This window comes from Subtercola boreus (assembly GCF_006716115.1).
GTDB lineage: Bacteria > Actinomycetota > Actinomycetes > Actinomycetales > Microbacteriaceae > Subtercola > Subtercola boreus.
Map to the genome: position 1 here is coordinate 3,379,335 of NZ_VFOO01000001.1, position 17,456 is coordinate 3,396,790.

Consider the following 17,456-nt stretch of genomic DNA (forward strand, 5'->3'; position numbering starts at 1 on the left):
GCGGGATGACCGGCGGCGCCCGGCCCGGCGATGCGATGCCTGCCGGCGCGGTCGCCGGGGGAGCGCCGGAGGAGTCGGTGCCGGACGCGCTCCGGCGCGTCGGCGTGGTGCCCGTCATCGTCATCGACGACGCCGTCGACGTGCCGGCGCTCGCCGAGGCGCTGCTCTCCGGCGGGATCACAGCTGCCGAGATCACCCTCCGCACTCCGGCCGGTTCGGCAGCCATCGCCGCCGCCGCCCGCGTCGACGGGCTCCTCGTCGGTGCCGGCACGGTGACCACCCTCGAGCAGGTCGATCGCGCCGCGGATGCCGGGGCCAGGTTCATCGTCAGCCCGGGATTCGATCCCGAACTCGTCGAACGCGCTCTGTCGCGGGGGCTGGTCGTGCTGCCCGGGGTCGCGACGGCGTCGGAGGCGCAGGCCGCGGTGCGGTCCGGGCTCGCCGCGGTGAAGCTCTTCCCGATCAGCCAGCTCGGCGGGGTCGACTTCGTCAGTGCCCTGGCCGGGCCGTTCCCGATGCTGGAGTTCATGCCGAGCGGTGGGGTGACGGCGGCGAACGTCACCGGGTACCTCGAACATCCGGCCGTCTTCGCTGTCGGCGGCGGATGGATCGCGCCACGCGCCCTCATCGCCGAGAAGCGTTTCGCCGAGATCGCGCGGAACGCCGCCCACGTCGCCCGGCTCGTCGGGTCGCTGCGATGAGCGCAGGCGGCGCCGGAGGGGCCGACGGTACAGACGGAACCGCCGCGGCCAGCGCGCCCCGCGTCGTCACCTTCGGCGAGACCATGGCGCTGTTCGTCTCCGCGACCCCGGCGCCGTTGGCCCATGTCGACTCCCTCGCCCTCCGCATCGGGGGCGCCGAATCGAACGTCGCGATCGCGCTCCACCGGCTCGGCACCGCGGTCACCTGGGTCGGCCGGGTCGGCGATGACAGCCTCGGTGAACTCATCGCGCGGGAGCTCCGCGCCGAGGGGTTCGACTCACGCGCCCTTGTCAACCCCGGTCGACAGACCGGCTTGATGGTGAAAGAGAAGCGTACGGCCGAGAGCACCCGGGTCTCGTACTACCGGAGCGGTTCCGCGGGCAGCACACTCGCTCCCGAAGACCTCGGCGACACCGGCATCGCCTCGGCCTCGCTGCTGCATGTCACGGGCATCACCCCGGCGCTCTCCGCCTCTGCCAGCGCGGCCACCGAACACGCGATCGCGCTGGCCGCGGCATCCGGAGTCGCCGTCTCGTTCGATGTCAACCACAGGCCCTCGCTCTGGGCGGATCGCGACCCGGCAGCCCTCTACCGGTCGATTGCGGCGCGCTCGCAGCTCGTCTTCGCGGGCGAGGACGAAGCCCGACTGCTGGTTCCGGATGCCCGGACCCCTGCAGAGCTTGCCGCCGGTATCGCCGCTCTCGGCCCCCGGCACGTGGTGATCAAGCTCGGCGCGGACGGCGCGTACGCGCTGGTCGGCGGGGTGGCCTACAGCGAGTCGGCCGTCCCCGTGGTCGTGGTGGACACGGTGGGGGCCGGCGACGGTTTCGTGGCCGGCTACCTCTCCGAGTACCTGGCTGGGCACGGGGCCCCGACCTGTCTGAAGACGGCAGTCACCGTGGGTGCGTTCGCCTGCCTCGCTGCCGGCGACTGGGAGGGCCTGCCGAAGCGCCACGAGCTCAGCTTGCTGCACGCCACGGAGCCGGTCACCCGCTGACCCCCTGCCGCGCGCCCTGCCGTGCCCCTCGGCCGCCCGCTGCCGTGGCCCCCTTGCTCCCGGCCCCAGCCCCACCCGACCCCGCCGCCGCACGTGCATGGAACTTCGCGCGCCAGTTTGTCGCTTCCGCTGGTGCGCGCGCAGGCGCGGAAGCGACAAACGTGGGCGGAACGCACGGCGCGAGTGCGGGAGCGCGGGCGGCCGGCGGGGCGGGCGGTGGCCGGGCGCAGGTGGGTCAGTTCACCTCGAGCAGTACCGTGATGCCGACCATCGCGCTGCCGATCAGCGCGAGAGCCACACCCGCGAGCCCCGAGCGGATGCGGGTGAACGGCGCCCACAGGGTGCCGACGAGAAAGAGTGACGCAATGGCGACCCCGTTCGAGAGGTCGAGGGCCAGGTCGGGTTCGAGCGGGAGGAGGAACGGGATGATCGGCGGGAAGGTCGCGACGATCACCACCACCACGATGGCGCCGGCACCCCGGAGGTCCGCGGCGGTCAGCCTCGGTCGGTACTGCCGCTCTGCCACCTCGCCGGCGATGGTGTCGTAGATCGCCGAGGCGTGCTCCGGGCCAGTGATCTCGTCGAGAGCCGAGTCGAGGGCCTCGCGCACAGCGGTGCGGCGTTCAGCGGGCGAGTGCGGGCCGGACTGCAGCGAGTGAGCGGTGAGATCCCACCGGCCGCGCTGGAACAGCACGTTCATCAGGTACAGCGTCGCATCGATGATCGCCCAGGCCACCGCGGTCGAGAACGCGACGGTGAGGAGGCTGTTGACGCCCTCGTCGGTGTTGATCACATCGAGGCGGGCCGTCGACGTGACGCCGATCACCATCACCAGCCCGACGACGACCTCGGGCAGGGTCTCGGCGGGGCTGAGGTTGCCGAGCACGGGGAACCGTCGCCGGAGAAGCGGGCGCCTGGTCTGCATCGCACCAGCTTGGCATGAGGGGACAGGTTCGTCCGTACGGGTGCGAGGATGGACCAATGAAGTCCGTCAGGCGGCCAGTGAAGGCCGGAGCAGGCGGCCTCGCCGTCGCCGCACTCGGGGTCGTGTTCGGCGACATCGGCACCAGTCCGCTGTACTCGCTGCAGACCGTCTTCAGCATCGACGGCGGGGTGGTCCAGGCGACGCCCGAAGATGTCTACGGCGTGATCTCCCTGATGTTCTGGGCCGTGACGATCGTCGTGTCGGTGAAGTACGTCTCGATCCTGATGCGCGCCGACAACGACGGTGAGGGCGGTGTCATGGCGCTCGCGGCCCTCGCGCAGCGCCTGTACGCTGCGAAGGCCGGCAAAGCGGGACTGCTCCTTCTCATCGGCATCGTCGGGGTCTCGCTGTTCTACGGCGACTCGCTGATCACGCCGGCGATCAGTGTGCTCTCCGCTGTCGAGGGGCTCCGGATCGCGATCCCCGGGGTGGACCATCTCGTCGTGCCGATCGCCGCCGTCATCCTCACCGGCCTGTTCGCTTTCCAGAAGTACGGCACGGGCCACGTGGGCAAGTTCTTCGGCCCGGTGATGCTGCTCTGGTTCGTCGTCATCGCGGCCGCCGGGGTTCCGATGATCATCCAGGACCCCGGCGTGCTGGCCGGGCTCTCGCCGTCGTATGCGGTCGTGTTCTTCGTGGCGCACCCGGTGATCGCGTTCGTGGCCATGGGTGCTGTCGTGCTGGTCATCACGGGTGCCGAAGCGCTCTACGCCGACATGGGGCACTTCGGTCGCCCGCCGATCCGGCGCGCCTGGTTCTTCGTCGTGTTCCCCGCGCTGGTGCTGAACTATCTGGGGCAGGCAGCGCTCATCCTGAAGGATCCGGAGTCGCGGGCGAATCCGTTCTTCCTCCTGTTCCCCGACTGGGCGCGGCTGCCGGTCGTGATCCTCGCGACGGTCGCGACCGTGATCGCGAGCCAGGCCGTCATCTCGGGTGCGTTCTCTCTGACGCGCCAGGCGGTCCAACTGGGACTCCTGCCGCCGCTGACCGTGCGGCACACCTCAGAGAAGGAGGGTGGGCAGATCTACATGCCGGCGGTGAACACGCTGCTGTTCCTCGGAGTGATGACCGTGATGCTGGTCTTCCGCTCCTCGGAGGCCCTGGCGACCGCCTATGGGGTCTCGGTCACCGGCGCGCTGGTCGTCGACACGCTTCTGCTCCTGCTCGTCGCGCGCCGCCTCTGGGGCTGGGGTCCGGTGAAGATCGGCCTCGCCGCGGTCGTTTTCGGAGGGCTCGAGCTCACCTTCCTGAGCGCCAACCTCTCGAAGGTGCTGCACGGCGGGTGGGTGCCGCTGCTCGTCGCCTTCGCGGTGATCCTGGTGATGACCACCTGGCGGAAGGGACGCCAACTCGTCATCGCGGGCCGGATCGTGAAGGAGGGTTCGCTCTCGGAGTTCGTCGACGCCGTCCGCGACAAGAACGTGTTGCGCGTTCCGGGGATCGCCATCTTCCTGCACCCCAACAGGGATTCGACCCCGCTCGCCCTGCGAGCCAATCTGGAGCGCAACAAGGTGCTCCACAAGCGGGTCATCGTCGTGACTGTCGTGATCGAGAACATTCCGCACGTGCATCCGAAGGAGGCGTTCGAGTACAACGACCTCGGGTACTCCGACGACGGCATCGACCACGTGAGGGTGCGCTTCGGCTTCTCGGACACCCCGAACATCCCGCGCGCCCTCCGCCGGGCCTGTTCGCTCGGAGTGCTCGATCTGCGCGCCAAACAGATCGACGCGGCATCCTATTTCGTCTCGCGAGGAGCGATCCGGCCGACCCGCGCCCCCGGGATGGTGGCCTGGCGGAAGGCGCTCTTCGTGGGCCTCGCCCAGAACGCCGCGAACCCCGCCGCCCGGTTCGCCCTCCCCCCGAGCCGCACCGTCACCATGGGCAGCGACATCGACATCTAGCGCGGCCTCCGCCCGGCCCGAGCCGGCCCGACACACTCCGCGAAGCCCCACCCTAGACTCGGTGGATGCCCGATAGCCGTCGTCTCCCGCTGTGGGCGGGGCGCACGGCCGCGCTGCTCGGGATCGTGCTCGTGGCCTTCACCCTGCGTCAGGCGGTCGCGGCGATATCGCCGATCCTCGCCGACATCCGGGTGGACATCCCGATCTCGAACATCGGCGTCGGACTGCTCGGCACCCTGCCACCCATCCTGTTCGCGGCATCCGGGTTCCTCGCGCCACGCGTCGCCCGAGGACTCGGTCTCGACGGAGGCCTGGTGCTCGCGCTGGTGCTCATGACCGCCGGTCACCTCGTTCGCGCGTTCGCCCCGGGATTCGCCGCGCTGCTCGTCGGCAGCATCGTCGCTTTCGCCGGCACAGGCATCGGCAACGTGCTGCTGCCGGCCATCGTGAGGCGGTACTTCCCCGACCGGGTCGCCCTGCTGACGGCGGTGTACGGCTGCATCGTCGGCGTGAGCACCGCCCTGCCCGCCGCCCTGGCGGCGCCGCTGGCGGATCAGCTCGGCTGGCGTTTCTCGCTCGGCATCTGGTCGGTGACCGCGGTCGTCGCGCTGGTTCCGTGGCTCGTGATCATCGTGAAGGAGCGCCGGCAGCGACTCCCGGATGCCGCCACCGCACCGTCACCAGCGCCCGACCTCGTCACGCGGCTGTGGCGGTCACGCGTGGCCCTGTCGATCACGGCCCTGTTCTCGACCAGCACGATCTGCACCTATGCGGCCTTCGCCTGGCTACCCGAGATCCTCGGTGACCTCGCCGGGTCGACGCCGAACGAGGCCGGGCTGCTTCTCGCGGTGACCGGCCTCGTCAGCGTGCCGCTCGCGCTCGTCGCACCCCTGCTCGTCGAGCGTCTGCGGAACGTCGGCTGGCTGATTGCGGCCGGTGTCGCCAGCTTCTTGCTCGGCTACCTCGGGCTGCTGCTTGCCCCTGAACCGCTCACCCTGCTGTGGGTGGTGCTCATCGGCGCGGGCTCGATTCTGTTCCCGGTCAGCCTCGTGCTCATCAATTCGCGTACGCGAACCCACAGCGGCACGGTCGCGCTCAGTGGCTTCGCCCAGGGTGTGGCGTACGCGCTCGGTGCGCTCGGTCCGCTGCTCGTCGGGCTGCTGCACGACGCGAGCGGCGGGTGGATCGTGCCGCTGCTGTTCCTGCTCGCCGTCGCCCTCGTGGCGACCATCCCGGCGATCACACTGGCGGGGCCGGCATTCGTCGAGGACGAGCTCGCCCGCTGGACGCCGCGCCCGGACCACACCAGGCCCAGAGGTGACGCGCCAGTCCGCCGTGGGCAGTAACCTGTGAAAAAAGCTATTCGGGGAGGGCTCAACCGTGACCTACGCGCCGTTCGAGCAGGCAGAAGCCGTAGTCCGACGTAACAACATCTCATGGCAGGGGCCGGAGGGCGCCCCGACCATCGTGTTCGCCCATGGATACGGGTCGAGCCTTCAGATGTGGCGCCTGGTCGCCCCGCAGTTCGCTGACGACCACCGGGTCGTCCTCTTCGACCATGTCGGTTCCGGAGGCTCTGACCGCCAGGCCTACGACCGTGGCAAGTACGACTCCCTCCATGGTTACGCCGACGATCTCCGTGAGATCTGCCACTCGCTCGGACTAAAGGACATCGTGTACGTCGGCCATTCCGTCGGCGCGATGATCGGCTGTCTCGCCGCGATTGCCGAACCCACCCTGTTCAGCTCTCTTGTCCTGGTCGGTGGATCAGCGAGATACATCAACGACGAGGGCTACGTCGGCGGCTTCGAATCCGCCGACGTCGATGCACTCCTCGAGTCCCTGGACGCGAACTACCTCGCGTGGGCGTCCACCATGGCACCCGTCTTCATGGGGAATGCCGATCGCCCTGAACTGGCGGCAGAACTGTTGGACAGCTTTGCGAAAGCCGACCAGTCGGTAGCGCGTCAGTTCGCACGGGTGACGTTCCTGTCCGACATGCGGGCGAAACTGAACTCGGTCTCCACGCCCACGCTCGTGGTGCAGTCGACGAACGACATCGTGGCACCGGTCGTCGCCGGCGAATTCCTGCGCGACAGGATTCCCGGCAGCAGGCTGGAAGTCCTCGAAGCCGACGGCCACTACGTGCACATCTCAGAACCGGAGAAGTTGACCTCGACCATCAGAAGCTTCCTGTCATGAATCCAGGCGTGCAGGGACGGGATCTCTTCGATCTGGTTCCGTGCGGGCTGATCTCTGCGACCACCAGAGGCGTGATCACGACGGTCAATGACACGTTCCTCGCCATGGTCGAGAGGAAGCGTGATGAGGTCGTGGGCCACCACCTCATCGAACTGCTGACTCCCGGAAGCAAGCTGTACTTCGAGACCGCCTTCATGCCGCAGTTGAAGGCCAAAGGACGCGCTGACGAAGTCACCTTCGATCTCCAGCTCCCGAAAGGCGAGACGCTCTCGATCTTCCTGAATGCCGTCGTCGATGCGGATCGCGATGGTGGCTGCATCCTGTTCGCTGTATTCGATGCGACTCTGCGGAGGCACTACGAACGGGAGTTGCTGGCGGCCCGCCGATTTGCCGAACGGTCTGAGACGAGAGTACGGATCCTGCAGACGGCAACGACAGCGTTCGGCGCGGCCGCGAGTGATGACGAGGTGGCGTCCGCTCTCGTCGTCGCTGCACTCGCCGCGACGGATGCGTCGACCGTCAGCGTCCATCTCAGCAATCCGGAGGGCGACTTCAGCGACCCGTCATCGGCAGCCACCGAACCCCGTGTCGAGGCTGCTCTGCACGCCTCACTCATCAGCTCGATCCACCCCTCGCCGGACGGCAGTCGGTCGAATCCCTTCGCGACGGCCGTGTATTCCGGGTCGGCCGAATTGGGCGCCCGCTTTCCCTCGGACCTCCACAGGCTGCATTCGGCCCACATCGAGGCGCTGGCCGTCGTTCCCCTCATCGACGACGGCACCATCTGCGGCCTCCTGCTGATCAGTTTCGGACGCCCGCGTGGCCTGGACCCACAGACACTCCACCTGTTGGATTCGCTCGCCGAGCAGTCTGTTCTCGTTCTTCAGCGCATCCGTCTGCGTGAGCTGATCTCGTACAGGTCACTGCACGACACTCTCACGGGATTGCCGAACCGGCTCTCGCTGCAGATGCGCCTCGATCAGCTCCTCGCAGGATCGCGTCCGAGCCAGCGGGCGATAGCCCTGTTGTTCATCGATCTCGACGGATTCAAGGTGGTCAATGACAGGTTCGGGCACCTGGCCGGCGACAGCGTACTGCGGCGGATCGGGGAGAGCCTCGAACAAGCCGTACGCTCCGGCGACATGATCGGGCGGCTCGGCGGTGATGAATTCCTTCTCGTCTGCGACGATGCCGACGAGCAGACCTTGATCGCCATTGCCGAGCGGCTCCGCGCCGCTGTTCGAAACACGCCCGTGGACGAAGAGTCGGGATTGTTCGTTTCGGCGAGTGTGGGAGTGAGCATCTACCGACCCGCCACGACACGCGAGAAGACAACAGGAGAGGCGCTCATCCAGTTGGCTGACGAAGCAATGTACCAGTCGAAACGAACCGGTAAGGATCGGTCGACGATCGTCTATGCCGGTTCGTCTGAAATCCAGAGTGCCTCGTCTGAGATCTAGAGTGCTTCGCCGAGCACAGCGGGATGGCCGCCCGGGGGTTCAGCGCACGCGCGTCGCCTTGAACTGCAGGCGCGGGTGGGCGTAGAACTCCTGCGCCTCGACGAGCAGCAGTTCGCGGGATCCGGAGCGGTGCGTCAGGTCGATCAGGTCGAAGACGCTCGACGCCGCCCGCTCGAGCGAGACGCGCGCATCGCCCGTCTCGCGGTAGTGCGCCGTGAACAGTGCCGCCGTGACATCCCCGGAGCCGTTCGCCTTGAACGGCAGGTACGGCGTCTGGACGCTCCACGCGCCGGCGTCGTCGACGACGAGCATCTCGATGGTCGACGGATCCCGGTCCGGGCGTTCGACGCTCGTCACGAGAACGACCGCGGGGCCCATCGCGCGGGCGAGGTCCACCGAGGCGAGGGTCGACTCGAGCGTGGTCGGTGTGGTTCCGGTCAGGTAGCCCAGCTCGAACTGGTTGGGCGTGATGATGTCCGCGATCGGCACGACCCGCTCGCGGAGGAGCTCGGGGATCTCGGGTGCCACGAAACATCCGGATTTCGCGTTGCCCATCACCGGGTCGCACGCATAGATCGCCGACGGGTTGGCGGCCTTCACGCGTTTGACGGCGTCGACGATCACGTCGCCGATGCCCACCCCGCCCTGGTAGCCCGAGAGCACCACGTCGATCTCGGGCAGCACTCCGCGCTCCTCGATGCCCAGGATGACCTCCCGCACGTCATCCGGTGAGATGAGCGGCCCGCGCCAGGCGCCGTAGCCGGTGTGGTTCGAGAAGGTCACCGTGTAGACCGGCAACACCTCCACGCCGATGCGCTGCAGGGGGAACACGGCTGCGGAGTTGCCGACGTGCCCGAAGGCGACGGCGGACTGGATGGAGAGGATCTTCACCTCCCCATTCTCGCAGGGAGCAGAGGGCTGCCGGAGGCGTCAGGCGATGCGGATGAGCTTCTTGTTCGCGAACTCCTCGAGCGCGAATCGGCCCATCTCGCGGCCGGAGCCGGACCGTTTCACCCCGCCGAACGGGAGCTCCGCCGCATCCCCGAGCACCAGGTTGACCCACACCATGCCGGCATCGATGCCGTCCGCGACGCGGAGCGCCTGCTCCGGGTCGGTCGTGTACACGTACGAGCCGAGCCCGAACGGGGTGTCGTTGGCGAGGCGCACGGCCTCGGCCTCCGACGACACGCGGTAGAGCGCGGCGACGGGGCCGAAGAACTCCTCCCGGTAGGCATCCATCGTCGGGGTGACATCGGCCAGCACTGCGGGCGGAAAGAAGTTGCCGCGGGGTTCGCCGCTGGCCAGCACGGTGGCGCCCTGCACGACGGCGCGGCCGAGCTGCTCGGTCAGGCGCTCGGTGGCGGCGGCCGAGGAGAGCGGCCCGAGGAGGGTGCCCTCGGCGAACGGATCCGCCGGCTGCGCCTCGGTGAACGCCGCGGTGAACTTCGACGCGAACTCCTCGTAGAGGTCGTCGAGCACGATGAACCGCTTCGCGGCGTTGCAGGACTGGCCGTTGTTGTCGAGCCGGGCGTTCACGGCATCCTGCACGGCGGCGTCGAGGTCGTCGGTGGAGAGCAGGATGAACGGGTCGGAGCCCCCGAGTTCGAGAACGACCTTCTTCAGGTTCTTCCCTGCGAGCTCGGCCACGGCGGCGCCGGCCCGCTCGGAGCCGGTCACCGAGATCCCCTGCACGCGCGGGTCGGCGATCAGGGTCGCCACCTGGTCGTTGTCGGCGTAGATGTTCACGTAGACGCCCGTGTGAGCACCCGCCTCGGCGATCGCCGTGTCGAAGATCTCAGCGATGGCGGCGGCCGACTCCGGGCACTGCGGGGCGTGCTTCAACAGGATTGTGTTGCCCACCACGATGTTCGGGCCGGCGAACCGCGCGACCTGGTAGTACGGGAAGTTCCACGGCATGATGCCGAGCAGCACGCCGAGGCCCGAGCGGCGCACGAACGCCGATCCGTCCCCCTCGCTCAGCTCGATCGGCTCGTCGGCGAGGAACGCGGCGCCGTTGTCGGCGTAGTACTCGTAGATCGCCGCGGCGAAGTCGACCTCGCCGAGGGCTTGCTCGAGCGGCTTCCCCATCTCGCGCACCACGATGCGGGCGAGAGCGTCGCGGCGTTCGGTGTGCAGCTCGGCGACCCGGCGGATGAGGGCGGTGCGGGCATCCACCGACACCGTCCGCGACCACTCCGCGTACGCCGCGTGGGCGCTCGCGGCGGCTGCGTCCAGCTCCTCCGCTGTGATGGTCGGGTACTCCCTGACGGTTTCGCCTGTTGCCGGATCGATCACTGCGTAGTGGCCCATGTCGTTGCTCCTGGGGTCTGGACGGAGACGTGATGGAAGGGGATCGCGTCCACGCTCAGGCTACTGGTTTCCTGTGACGATCCACCGGATCGATTTCGCCCGTACCGATCCTTTTCACATGCGCGAGGCGCAGAATGGTCTCACGGTTCACGAAGACGAGGCGGAAGGAGCGGGGCATGCTGTACGACGGGCCCTCCGGGCCGCTCCGCCTGGCATCGGATGCCGCACAGCACCTGCGCGGCCCGGCAGCCGTTGCAGCGATCGGCCGGAGCGCCGCCACGCAGATCCGCGCCGTCGCCCCCCTGGTGCTGCTCTCGATGACCCGCGTTCTGCCGCACAACCTCGATGTGGGCTGCCCGCACTGCGACGTGGCCGAACGTCCCGTGCGCCTAGCCTTCACCGAATGGGACAGCGGGCGCTGGTTCGTCGTCGACCCGCAGCTCGGGATGCTCGGCGAGATCGAACTCGTCGGAACCTGTTACCGCGTATCCCATGCGGCGGATGCCAAGGGCGCCTCGTTCGGCTTCCCCTCCCTGCCGCTCGCGGTCTCCTACTTCGAGGAGTACGCGGCCGCCCTGGCATAGAACTGTCACTAACGCCCCTGCTAATGTCAGTTAGAGAGGCTAAGTGACATTACGCTCTCGACGACGACAGGAGCGAAGGAATGACGGTGTGGCCGAAGCACGCGAGCCGCACGGTTGCCTGGCAGAGCGCCAGCCGACGCGGCAATCGCGAGGATGGCACCCTATCGGAGGTCACGGTATCGCTGCCGCCTCACATCGCTGAGCTGGCTGTCCCCTCGACTCCTCCGCGTGAACTTCTTCGTGCCCGATATGAGACCGAGGAACTCGAGCGAGTCGCCGGTGACGTGCTGCAGCCTCTCGCGGGGTTCCTGATCCGCATGGAATCGGTCGCCTCCTCCCGCATTGAACAGGTGGAAGCCAGCACCACGGCGTTCGCGCGCGCCCTGGGCGGCCTGAAGGAGAACTCCTCCGCAGTGTCGATGGTCTCCGCCGGTCGCGCCATCACCGCACTCATCGGCGCATCTGAGACAAGAATCGAGCTCGAGCAGATCCTGCACGCGCACGACCTGCTCATGCGCGACGACCCCGACGAACGTCACTACGCCGGCAGAGTCCGCGACGTGCAGAACTGGATCGGTGGTTCGCACTCTTCGCCGCGGAACGCGCTCTATGTGCCGCCACCGCCAGAACTCGTGCCGGACTACCTCATCGACCTGCTGGTGTTTGCCAACAGAGACGATGTCGACCCGATCGCCCAGGCCGCCATCGTGCACGCACAGTTCGAGAGCATCCACCCGTTCACCGACGGAAACGGCCGGATCGGCCGCGCGCTCATCGGCGCGGTGCTGCGCCGGCGCGGCGTGACCCCGGCAACGGTGCTGCCGGTCGCGTCGGGGCTGGCCGCCGATACCGACCACTATTTCAGGCTGCTCACCTCCTACCGGGCTGGCGTGGCCGAAGCGATCATCACCGATGTCGCGCTGTGCGTCGAGGTCGCCGCGCGCGAGGCTCGAGGAACGGCCCGGTCATTCGTCCTGTTTGCCGACGCGTGGCACCACGTGGTCGACAGCCGCGCGGGCAGCGCGACGGACAGCGTTCTCGACCTGCTGGTGGGCCTGCCTGTGTTCACGGCCGAGCAGTTGGCAGAACACGCCGGGCTGGCTGAGCGAGCGGTCTACCGCGCAATCGAGCAACTCCTCGCGTCTCGAATCATCGCTGAAGTCACGGACCGCAAGCGCGACCGGGTCTACGCCGTGAACGATGTGCTCGACGAGTTCGAGGATCTCGACGAACGGATCAGGTCACGCGTCACCCGGCTTTGGGCGGCCGGCTGATCGGCTGGCGCAACGGCGCAGTCGCAAACCGACAGGTCAGGGTTTGGCGACGTCGGCCCGCCGGGAGAGCTGCACGACTCCGTAGACGGCGAGCGCCCCCGCCACGATGAACGCGATGCTGGCCCACCAGGGCGCGGATGCCGCCTCGCCGAGCACCACGATGCCGATCGTCACACCGACCATCGGGTCGATCACGGTCAGTCCGGCGACGACCAGGTCGGGCGGCCCCGAGGAGTAGGCCGTCTGCACGAAGTAGCTGCCCGCGAGCCCGGCGAGGATGAGCCCGACGATGCAGAGGATGGTCAGCCAGTCGCCTGACGTGATGTGGAAGGTGTCCATGAAGAGGGTCTGGATGCGCTCGATCACGACTTTGGCGAGGGTGGCGACGAACCCGAACAGGATGCCCGCCCCCACGATCCAGAAGATCGGCGTCGCGCGGCTCCGGAACAGCACGAAGACCGTGACCACGATGGCCAGCACGACCGCGAGGATGATCAGCACAATGGCGAGCTGCGTCTCGTTGATCGGGAGCGTGGAGGTCGTGAGCGCGGCGACCGTCACGAAGAGGGCGATGCCGCCGACGCAGAAGGCGATCGCGCGGATCGTCGACCGGCTCAGCCGTGTCTTCGTGGTGCGGGAGTTCACGATCGCCGTGATGACGAGCGCGATGGCGCCGAGCGGCTGCACGACGGTGAGGGGTGCGAGGTAGAGGCTGGTGAGCTGGAAGACGATCGCGAGGGCGAGCATCAGGGTGCCGAGCACCCACGACGGCCGCCGGACCAGCGCGAGTAGCTGTCTGACGTCGAGCCCGGACTTGCCGCCGCCGCCCGTGCGGGCGTCGACCTTGTTCACTCCCCGGTGCTGGAATTCCGCCCCGAGGGCAAGGAACACGGCACCGATCAGGGCGACGGGGATGCCGAGGGACTGCATCGGGGTCAGGGAGACGAGCTCAACGGCCATCGCGCCAACTCCGGTTCGTGCTCGGGTGCCGCGGCACCGTTCGACAGGTTCTCTCTATGAGTATCAGGCCTGACCGACGAGGAGCGTGTACTTCGTCTCGAGGTATTCGGCGATTCCCTCGGCTCCGCCCTCCCGTCCGAGCCCGGACTGCTTCACGCCACCGAAGGGCGCGGAGGCATTTGACACCACGCCCGTGTTGAGGCCCATCATGCCGGTGTCGATGCGGTCGATCATCCGGTGACCGCGTGCCAGATCGCGCGTGAAGACGTAGCCGACGAGGCCGTAGGGTGTGTCGTTCGCCTTCTCGACGGCCTCGTCTTCGGTGCGGAACGTCGAGATCGCGAGCACGGGCGCGAAGATCTCCTCGTTCAGGATGCGCGACCCTGCCACGATGCCGGTGAGCACGGTCGGCGCGAAGAACGAGCCCGCTCCGTCGAGCTTCGACCCACCCGTGACCAGCTCGGCGCCCTGCGCGACCGCGTCGTCGACGAGGGCTGCGGTGTTCGCCACGGCGCTGTCGGTGATGAGTGGGCCGATCCGCACGCCCTCCTCGGTTCCGCGGCCCACTTTCAGCTCACTGACCCGGTCGCCCAGGCGTCGGCTGAACTCCGCAGCGACGTCTTCGTGCACGAGGAAGCGGTTCGCGGCGGTGCAGGCCTGGCCGATGTTGCGGAACTTCGCGAGCAGGGCGCCCTCCACGGCGGCGTCGAGGTCGGCGTCCTCGAAGACGACGAACGGAGCGTTGCCACCGAGCTCCATCGAGGTGCGGAGCACGTTGTCGGCGGCCTGCTTCAGCAGCGTGACGCCGACGGGGGTGGATCCGGTGAAGCTGAGCTTCCGCAGCCGGGTGTCGGCGATGACCGACGCCCCGAGGTCTTTCGAGCGGCTCGTCGGCACCACGTTCAGCACGCCGGCCGGGAGCCCCACTTCGTCGAAGAGAGCCGCGAGGTGGAGGGTGGTGAGGGGGGTCAGCTCGGCGGGTTTGATCACCACGGTGCATCCGGCAGCCAGGGCCGGAGCGATCTTGCGGGTGGCCATCGCGAGCGGGAAGTTCCACGGGGTGATGAAGAAGCAGGGGCCGACGGGCCGGTGCGACACGATCGTCTGGCCGGTGCCCTCCGGGTTCAGGCCGTAGCGGCCGCTGATTCGCACGGCCTCCTCGCTGAACCAGCGCAGGAACTCCCCGCCGTAACTGACTTCGCCGTCGGCCTCGGCGAGCGGCTTGCCCATCTCGAGCGTCATCAGCAGGGCGAAGTCGGCCCGTCGTTCGACGAGCAGGTCGAATGCATCGCGGAGGATCGTGCTCCGGCGCCGGGGCGCGGTGGCCGCCCACTCCGCCTGCGCCGCCACGGCCGCATCGAGGGCACGGATGCCGTCGGCGGGGCTCGCGTCCGCGACCCGTCGCAGTTCGAGGCCCGTCGCCGGGTCGCTCACCCCGAAGGTGCGGTCGCCCTCGGCCGGCTGCCACTCACCCCCGATGAAGAGGTCGGTGCGGATTCCCTGGAGGAGTGTGGTTTCAGCGGTTGACGTCATGGCGCTTCCTGTCGTGTCTGCTGTTTCAGCGTAACCCTCGGATCCCGCGTCAGTCTCGGGTTCAGGGTCAGTCTCAGAGAGAATCGGATGCCCGGCGGAGCGCCTGGCCTTCGGGCACGATGATCTGCCGGATGCTCTCGCCGCGGGCGAGGGAGTCCATCGCCTCGTTGATCTCGCCGAGGTGGATCTCGGAGGAGACGAGGCTCTCGACGGGGAGGAGCCCGCGTCGCCACAGATCGACGAAGATGGGGATGTCGCGGGCCGGGATGGAGCTGCCGAGGTAGCTGCCGATGATGGTGCGCCCCGTGGAGACGAGGGCGAGCGGCGAGACGGAGGCGAGGTCATCCGGAGCCGGCAGACCGACCGTGACGGTGCGGCCACCGGGGGCGGTCAGGGCGAGGGCTGTCTCGAACGCGACGGCCCGGCCGACCGCCTCGACGACGGCGGGTGCCTTCACTCCGGCCTCGACCGCTTCGGCCGGGCCGTAGGTCTCGTGGGCGCCGAGCGCACGGGCCTGGGCGAGCTTGTCGGGGTTGGCGTCGACGCCGATCACGCGGGCGCCCTCGACGGCCAGTCCGACGAGCAGGGCTGCCATGCCCACCCCGCCGAGCCCTACGACGATGAGGGTCTCCCCGGGCTGGAGGCGTGCGGCGTTCAGCACGGCGCCGCCACCCGTGAGCACGGCGCAGCCCATCAGCGCGGCGACCTGCGGCGGAACGTCGTCGCCCACCGGCACGATCGACCGCCGGTCGACGACGGCGTGGTCGGCGAAGGCGGAGACGCCGAGGTGATGGTCGATGACTTCCGCGCCGACGTGGATGCGCTTGGCGCCGTCAAGAAGGCGGCCCGCGCCGTTGGCGGCGCTGCCGTTCTCGCACGGGGTGCGGCCGTCGCTCGCGCAGGAGGCGCAGTGCCCGCAGCGCGGCAGGAACGTCATGACGACGCGCTGCCCCACCGCGAGGTCGTCGACCTCTGCGCCCAGCGCCTCGACGATGCCCGCGGCCTCGTGCCCGAGAAGCAGGGGCACGGCGCGCGGGCGTACTCCCGTGAGCACCGACAGGTCGGAGTGACAGACGCCGGCCGCTTCGATGCGCACCAGCACCTCGTGCGGGCCGGGGGCGTCGAGTTCGAGCTCCCGGATGCGGATCGGCCGCGACTCGGCGAACGGCGAGGGCGAATCGAGGCTCTCGAGCACTGCTCCGGTGATCTTCATGGGGTCACACTCCTTCGTGGATGTCGCGATGCGAGCCTACCCACAGCGCCTGCAGTTGCCACACGCTCGGGGACGATGCGTGAAGGGCGAGTACATTCGGTAGCACGACGCAGGCGTTCGGCGTCGCCGGATGCCGAAAAGAGAACACCGTGGTCTTCACCTTCGCCCAGCCCCGCCAGATGCGCATCGGAGGGGGTGCCCGACAGGAGCTCGGCGACCTCGTGCGCGGGCTCGGGGCCAGCCGCCCGCTGCTGGTCACCGACCGGTTCCTCGAGGGGAACGGTGCCGCGGCCGAGCTTCTCGCCGTGCTGGAGGAGGCGGGTCTCTCGCCTGCGCTCTGGGCCGAGACCGTTCCCGACCCGACCAGCGACTCGCTCGTCAGCGGCCTCGCGGCGCTCCACGAGCACCGGGCCGACCTGGTGATCGGGTTCGGCGGCGGCAGCCCGATGGACACCGCGAAGGCTCTCGCGCTCCTCGCCGTGCAGGGCGGCACGATGTCCGACTACCGGGCGCCGCGGCGGAACGACGGGCCGGCCCTGCCGGTCGTCGCCATCCCCACCACCGCGGGCAGCGGCTCGGAGGCCACCCAGTTCACCATCATCACCGACAGCGCCTCGAACGAGAAGATGCTCTGCACGGGGCCCGCTTTCCTGCCGGCGGCCGCGGTGGTCGACTTCGAGCTGACGCTCTCGATGCCCGCCCGGCTCACGGCCGACACGGGAGTGGATGCTCTCACCCACGCCGTCGAGGCGTACGTCAGCCACCGGGCGAACCCGTTCTCCGACACCCTGTGCCTGGCGGCGATCGCCGCGATCGGGGGCAACCTCCGTCGGGTCTACGCCGACGGGCAGGACAGGGATGCCCGCGAAGCCCTCATGCTCGCGGCGACGCAGGCGGGCATCGCGTTCTCGAACTCGAGCGTCGCCCTCGTGCACGGCATGAGCCGGCCGATCGGTGCGCACTTCCACGTCGCCCACGGGCTGTCGAATGCCATGCTCTTCCCCGCGGTCACGGCGTTCTCGATCGGTTCCGCCACCGCCCGCTATGCGGACTGTGCCCGGGCGTTCGGATGCGCGACCGATGCCGACGACGACGCGCGCGCAGCGGCGAGCCTGGTCGAGGCGCTCGGCGCGCTCTGCCGTGACCTGGCCGTACCGACGCCCGAGACCTTCGGCATCGACGAGGCCGAGTGGATGGCGACGATCCCGACAATGGTGCAGCAGGCGATCGCCTCCGGCTCCCCGGCCAACAACCCCCGCATCCCCACCCCCGACGACATCGCAGCCCTCTACGCCGCCATCTACCACTGACCCGCCCCGCATCGCCGACAGG

At 68.8% G+C, this 17,456-nt stretch carries 15 protein-coding genes; 9 read left to right on the top strand and 6 right to left on the bottom strand.

Annotated features, from left to right (window positions below; all coding sequences use genetic code 11):
- The first annotated feature begins 5 nt into the window (after positions 1–5).
- Both FB464_RS15850 and FB464_RS15855 read left to right on the top strand, forming a co-directional pair.
- Positions 6–701, top strand: coding sequence for a bifunctional 4-hydroxy-2-oxoglutarate aldolase/2-dehydro-3-deoxy-phosphogluconate aldolase (locus FB464_RS15850; protein ID WP_211327424.1), 696 nt, complete (start codon positions 6–8; stop codon positions 699–701).
- Positions 698–1,699, top strand: coding sequence for a sugar kinase (locus tag FB464_RS15855; RefSeq protein WP_116416177.1), 1,002 nt, complete (start codon positions 698–700; stop codon positions 1,697–1,699). Before FB464_RS15850 ends, FB464_RS15855 begins: the two co-directional genes overlap by 4 nt.
- Before the next feature lie 235 nt (positions 1,700–1,934).
- Here FB464_RS15855 and FB464_RS15860 read toward each other — a convergent pair whose 3' ends face one another.
- Complete coding sequence (locus tag FB464_RS15860) at positions 1,935–2,624, bottom strand: hypothetical protein (protein ID WP_142206735.1); 690 nt, start codon at positions 2,622–2,624, stop codon at positions 1,935–1,937.
- Positions 2,625–2,680: 56 nt separating this feature from the next.
- On the opposite strand from FB464_RS15860, the gene FB464_RS15865 reads away from it, so the two are divergent.
- The 4 genes from FB464_RS15865 (at position 2,681) to FB464_RS15880 (ending at position 8,250) form a co-directional block, all read left to right on the top strand.
- Positions 2,681–4,588, top strand: coding sequence for a potassium transporter Kup (locus tag FB464_RS15865; protein WP_116416175.1), 1,908 nt, complete (start codon positions 2,681–2,683; stop codon positions 4,586–4,588).
- A 65-nt stretch (positions 4,589–4,653) separates the two neighbouring features.
- Positions 4,654–5,934: an MFS transporter gene (locus tag FB464_RS15870; protein WP_116416174.1), complete on the top strand. Its 1,281-nt coding sequence runs from the start codon at positions 4,654–4,656 to the stop codon at positions 5,932–5,934.
- A 34-nt stretch (positions 5,935–5,968) separates the two neighbouring features.
- On the top strand, positions 5,969–6,790 hold the full coding sequence (locus FB464_RS15875) for an alpha/beta fold hydrolase (RefSeq protein ID WP_116416173.1): 822 nt from the start codon (positions 5,969–5,971) through the stop codon (positions 6,788–6,790).
- A complete protein-coding gene (locus tag FB464_RS15880; protein WP_116416172.1) occupies positions 6,787–8,250 on the top strand; it encodes a sensor domain-containing diguanylate cyclase in 1,464 nt (487 codons plus the stop codon). Before FB464_RS15875 ends, FB464_RS15880 begins: the two co-directional genes overlap by 4 nt.
- Positions 8,251–8,289: 39 nt before the next feature.
- On the opposite strand, the gene pdxY is transcribed toward FB464_RS15880, so the two are convergent.
- Positions 8,290–9,141 (bottom strand): pyridoxal kinase PdxY, encoded by an 852-nt coding sequence (gene pdxY / locus FB464_RS15885; RefSeq protein WP_116416171.1) that lies wholly within the window; start codon positions 9,139–9,141, stop codon positions 8,290–8,292.
- A gap of 39 nt (positions 9,142–9,180) precedes the next feature.
- Entirely contained in the window at positions 9,181–10,560 is a 1,380-nt protein-coding gene (locus FB464_RS15890) for an NAD-dependent succinate-semialdehyde dehydrogenase (RefSeq protein WP_116416170.1), read from the bottom strand.
- Between the two features lie 176 nt (positions 10,561–10,736).
- Between FB464_RS15890 and FB464_RS15895 the strand changes: the two genes are divergently transcribed.
- On the top strand, positions 10,737–11,144 hold the full coding sequence (locus tag FB464_RS15895) for a hypothetical protein (RefSeq protein ID WP_142206736.1): 408 nt from the start codon (positions 10,737–10,739) through the stop codon (positions 11,142–11,144).
- An 80-nt stretch (positions 11,145–11,224) separates the two neighbouring features.
- Positions 11,225–12,418 (top strand): Fic family protein, encoded by a 1,194-nt coding sequence (locus FB464_RS15900; RefSeq protein WP_116416168.1) that lies wholly within the window; start codon positions 11,225–11,227, stop codon positions 12,416–12,418.
- A 36-nt stretch (positions 12,419–12,454) separates the two neighbouring features.
- Here the strand turns inward: FB464_RS15900 and FB464_RS15905 are convergent, their stop codons facing one another.
- The 3 genes from FB464_RS15905 to FB464_RS15915 all read right to left on the bottom strand — a co-directional run bounded on the left by FB464_RS15905 (position 12,455) and on the right by FB464_RS15915 (position 16,124).
- Positions 12,455–13,378, bottom strand: coding sequence for a DMT family transporter (locus FB464_RS15905; protein ID WP_116416167.1), 924 nt, complete (start codon positions 13,376–13,378; stop codon positions 12,455–12,457).
- A 63-nt stretch (positions 13,379–13,441) separates the two neighbouring features.
- Complete coding sequence (locus FB464_RS15910; RefSeq protein ID WP_116416166.1) at positions 13,442–14,911, bottom strand: NAD-dependent succinate-semialdehyde dehydrogenase; 1,470 nt, start codon at positions 14,909–14,911, stop codon at positions 13,442–13,444.
- A 73-nt stretch (positions 14,912–14,984) separates the two neighbouring features.
- Complete coding sequence (locus tag FB464_RS15915; RefSeq protein WP_116416165.1) at positions 14,985–16,124, bottom strand: alcohol dehydrogenase catalytic domain-containing protein; 1,140 nt, start codon at positions 16,122–16,124, stop codon at positions 14,985–14,987.
- Positions 16,125–16,273: 149 nt separating this feature from the next.
- On the opposite strand from FB464_RS15915, the gene FB464_RS15920 reads away from it, so the two are divergent.
- Entirely contained in the window at positions 16,274–17,434 is a 1,161-nt protein-coding gene (locus FB464_RS15920) for an iron-containing alcohol dehydrogenase (protein WP_246093096.1), read from the top strand.
- Positions 17,435–17,456: the final 22 nt, after the last annotated feature.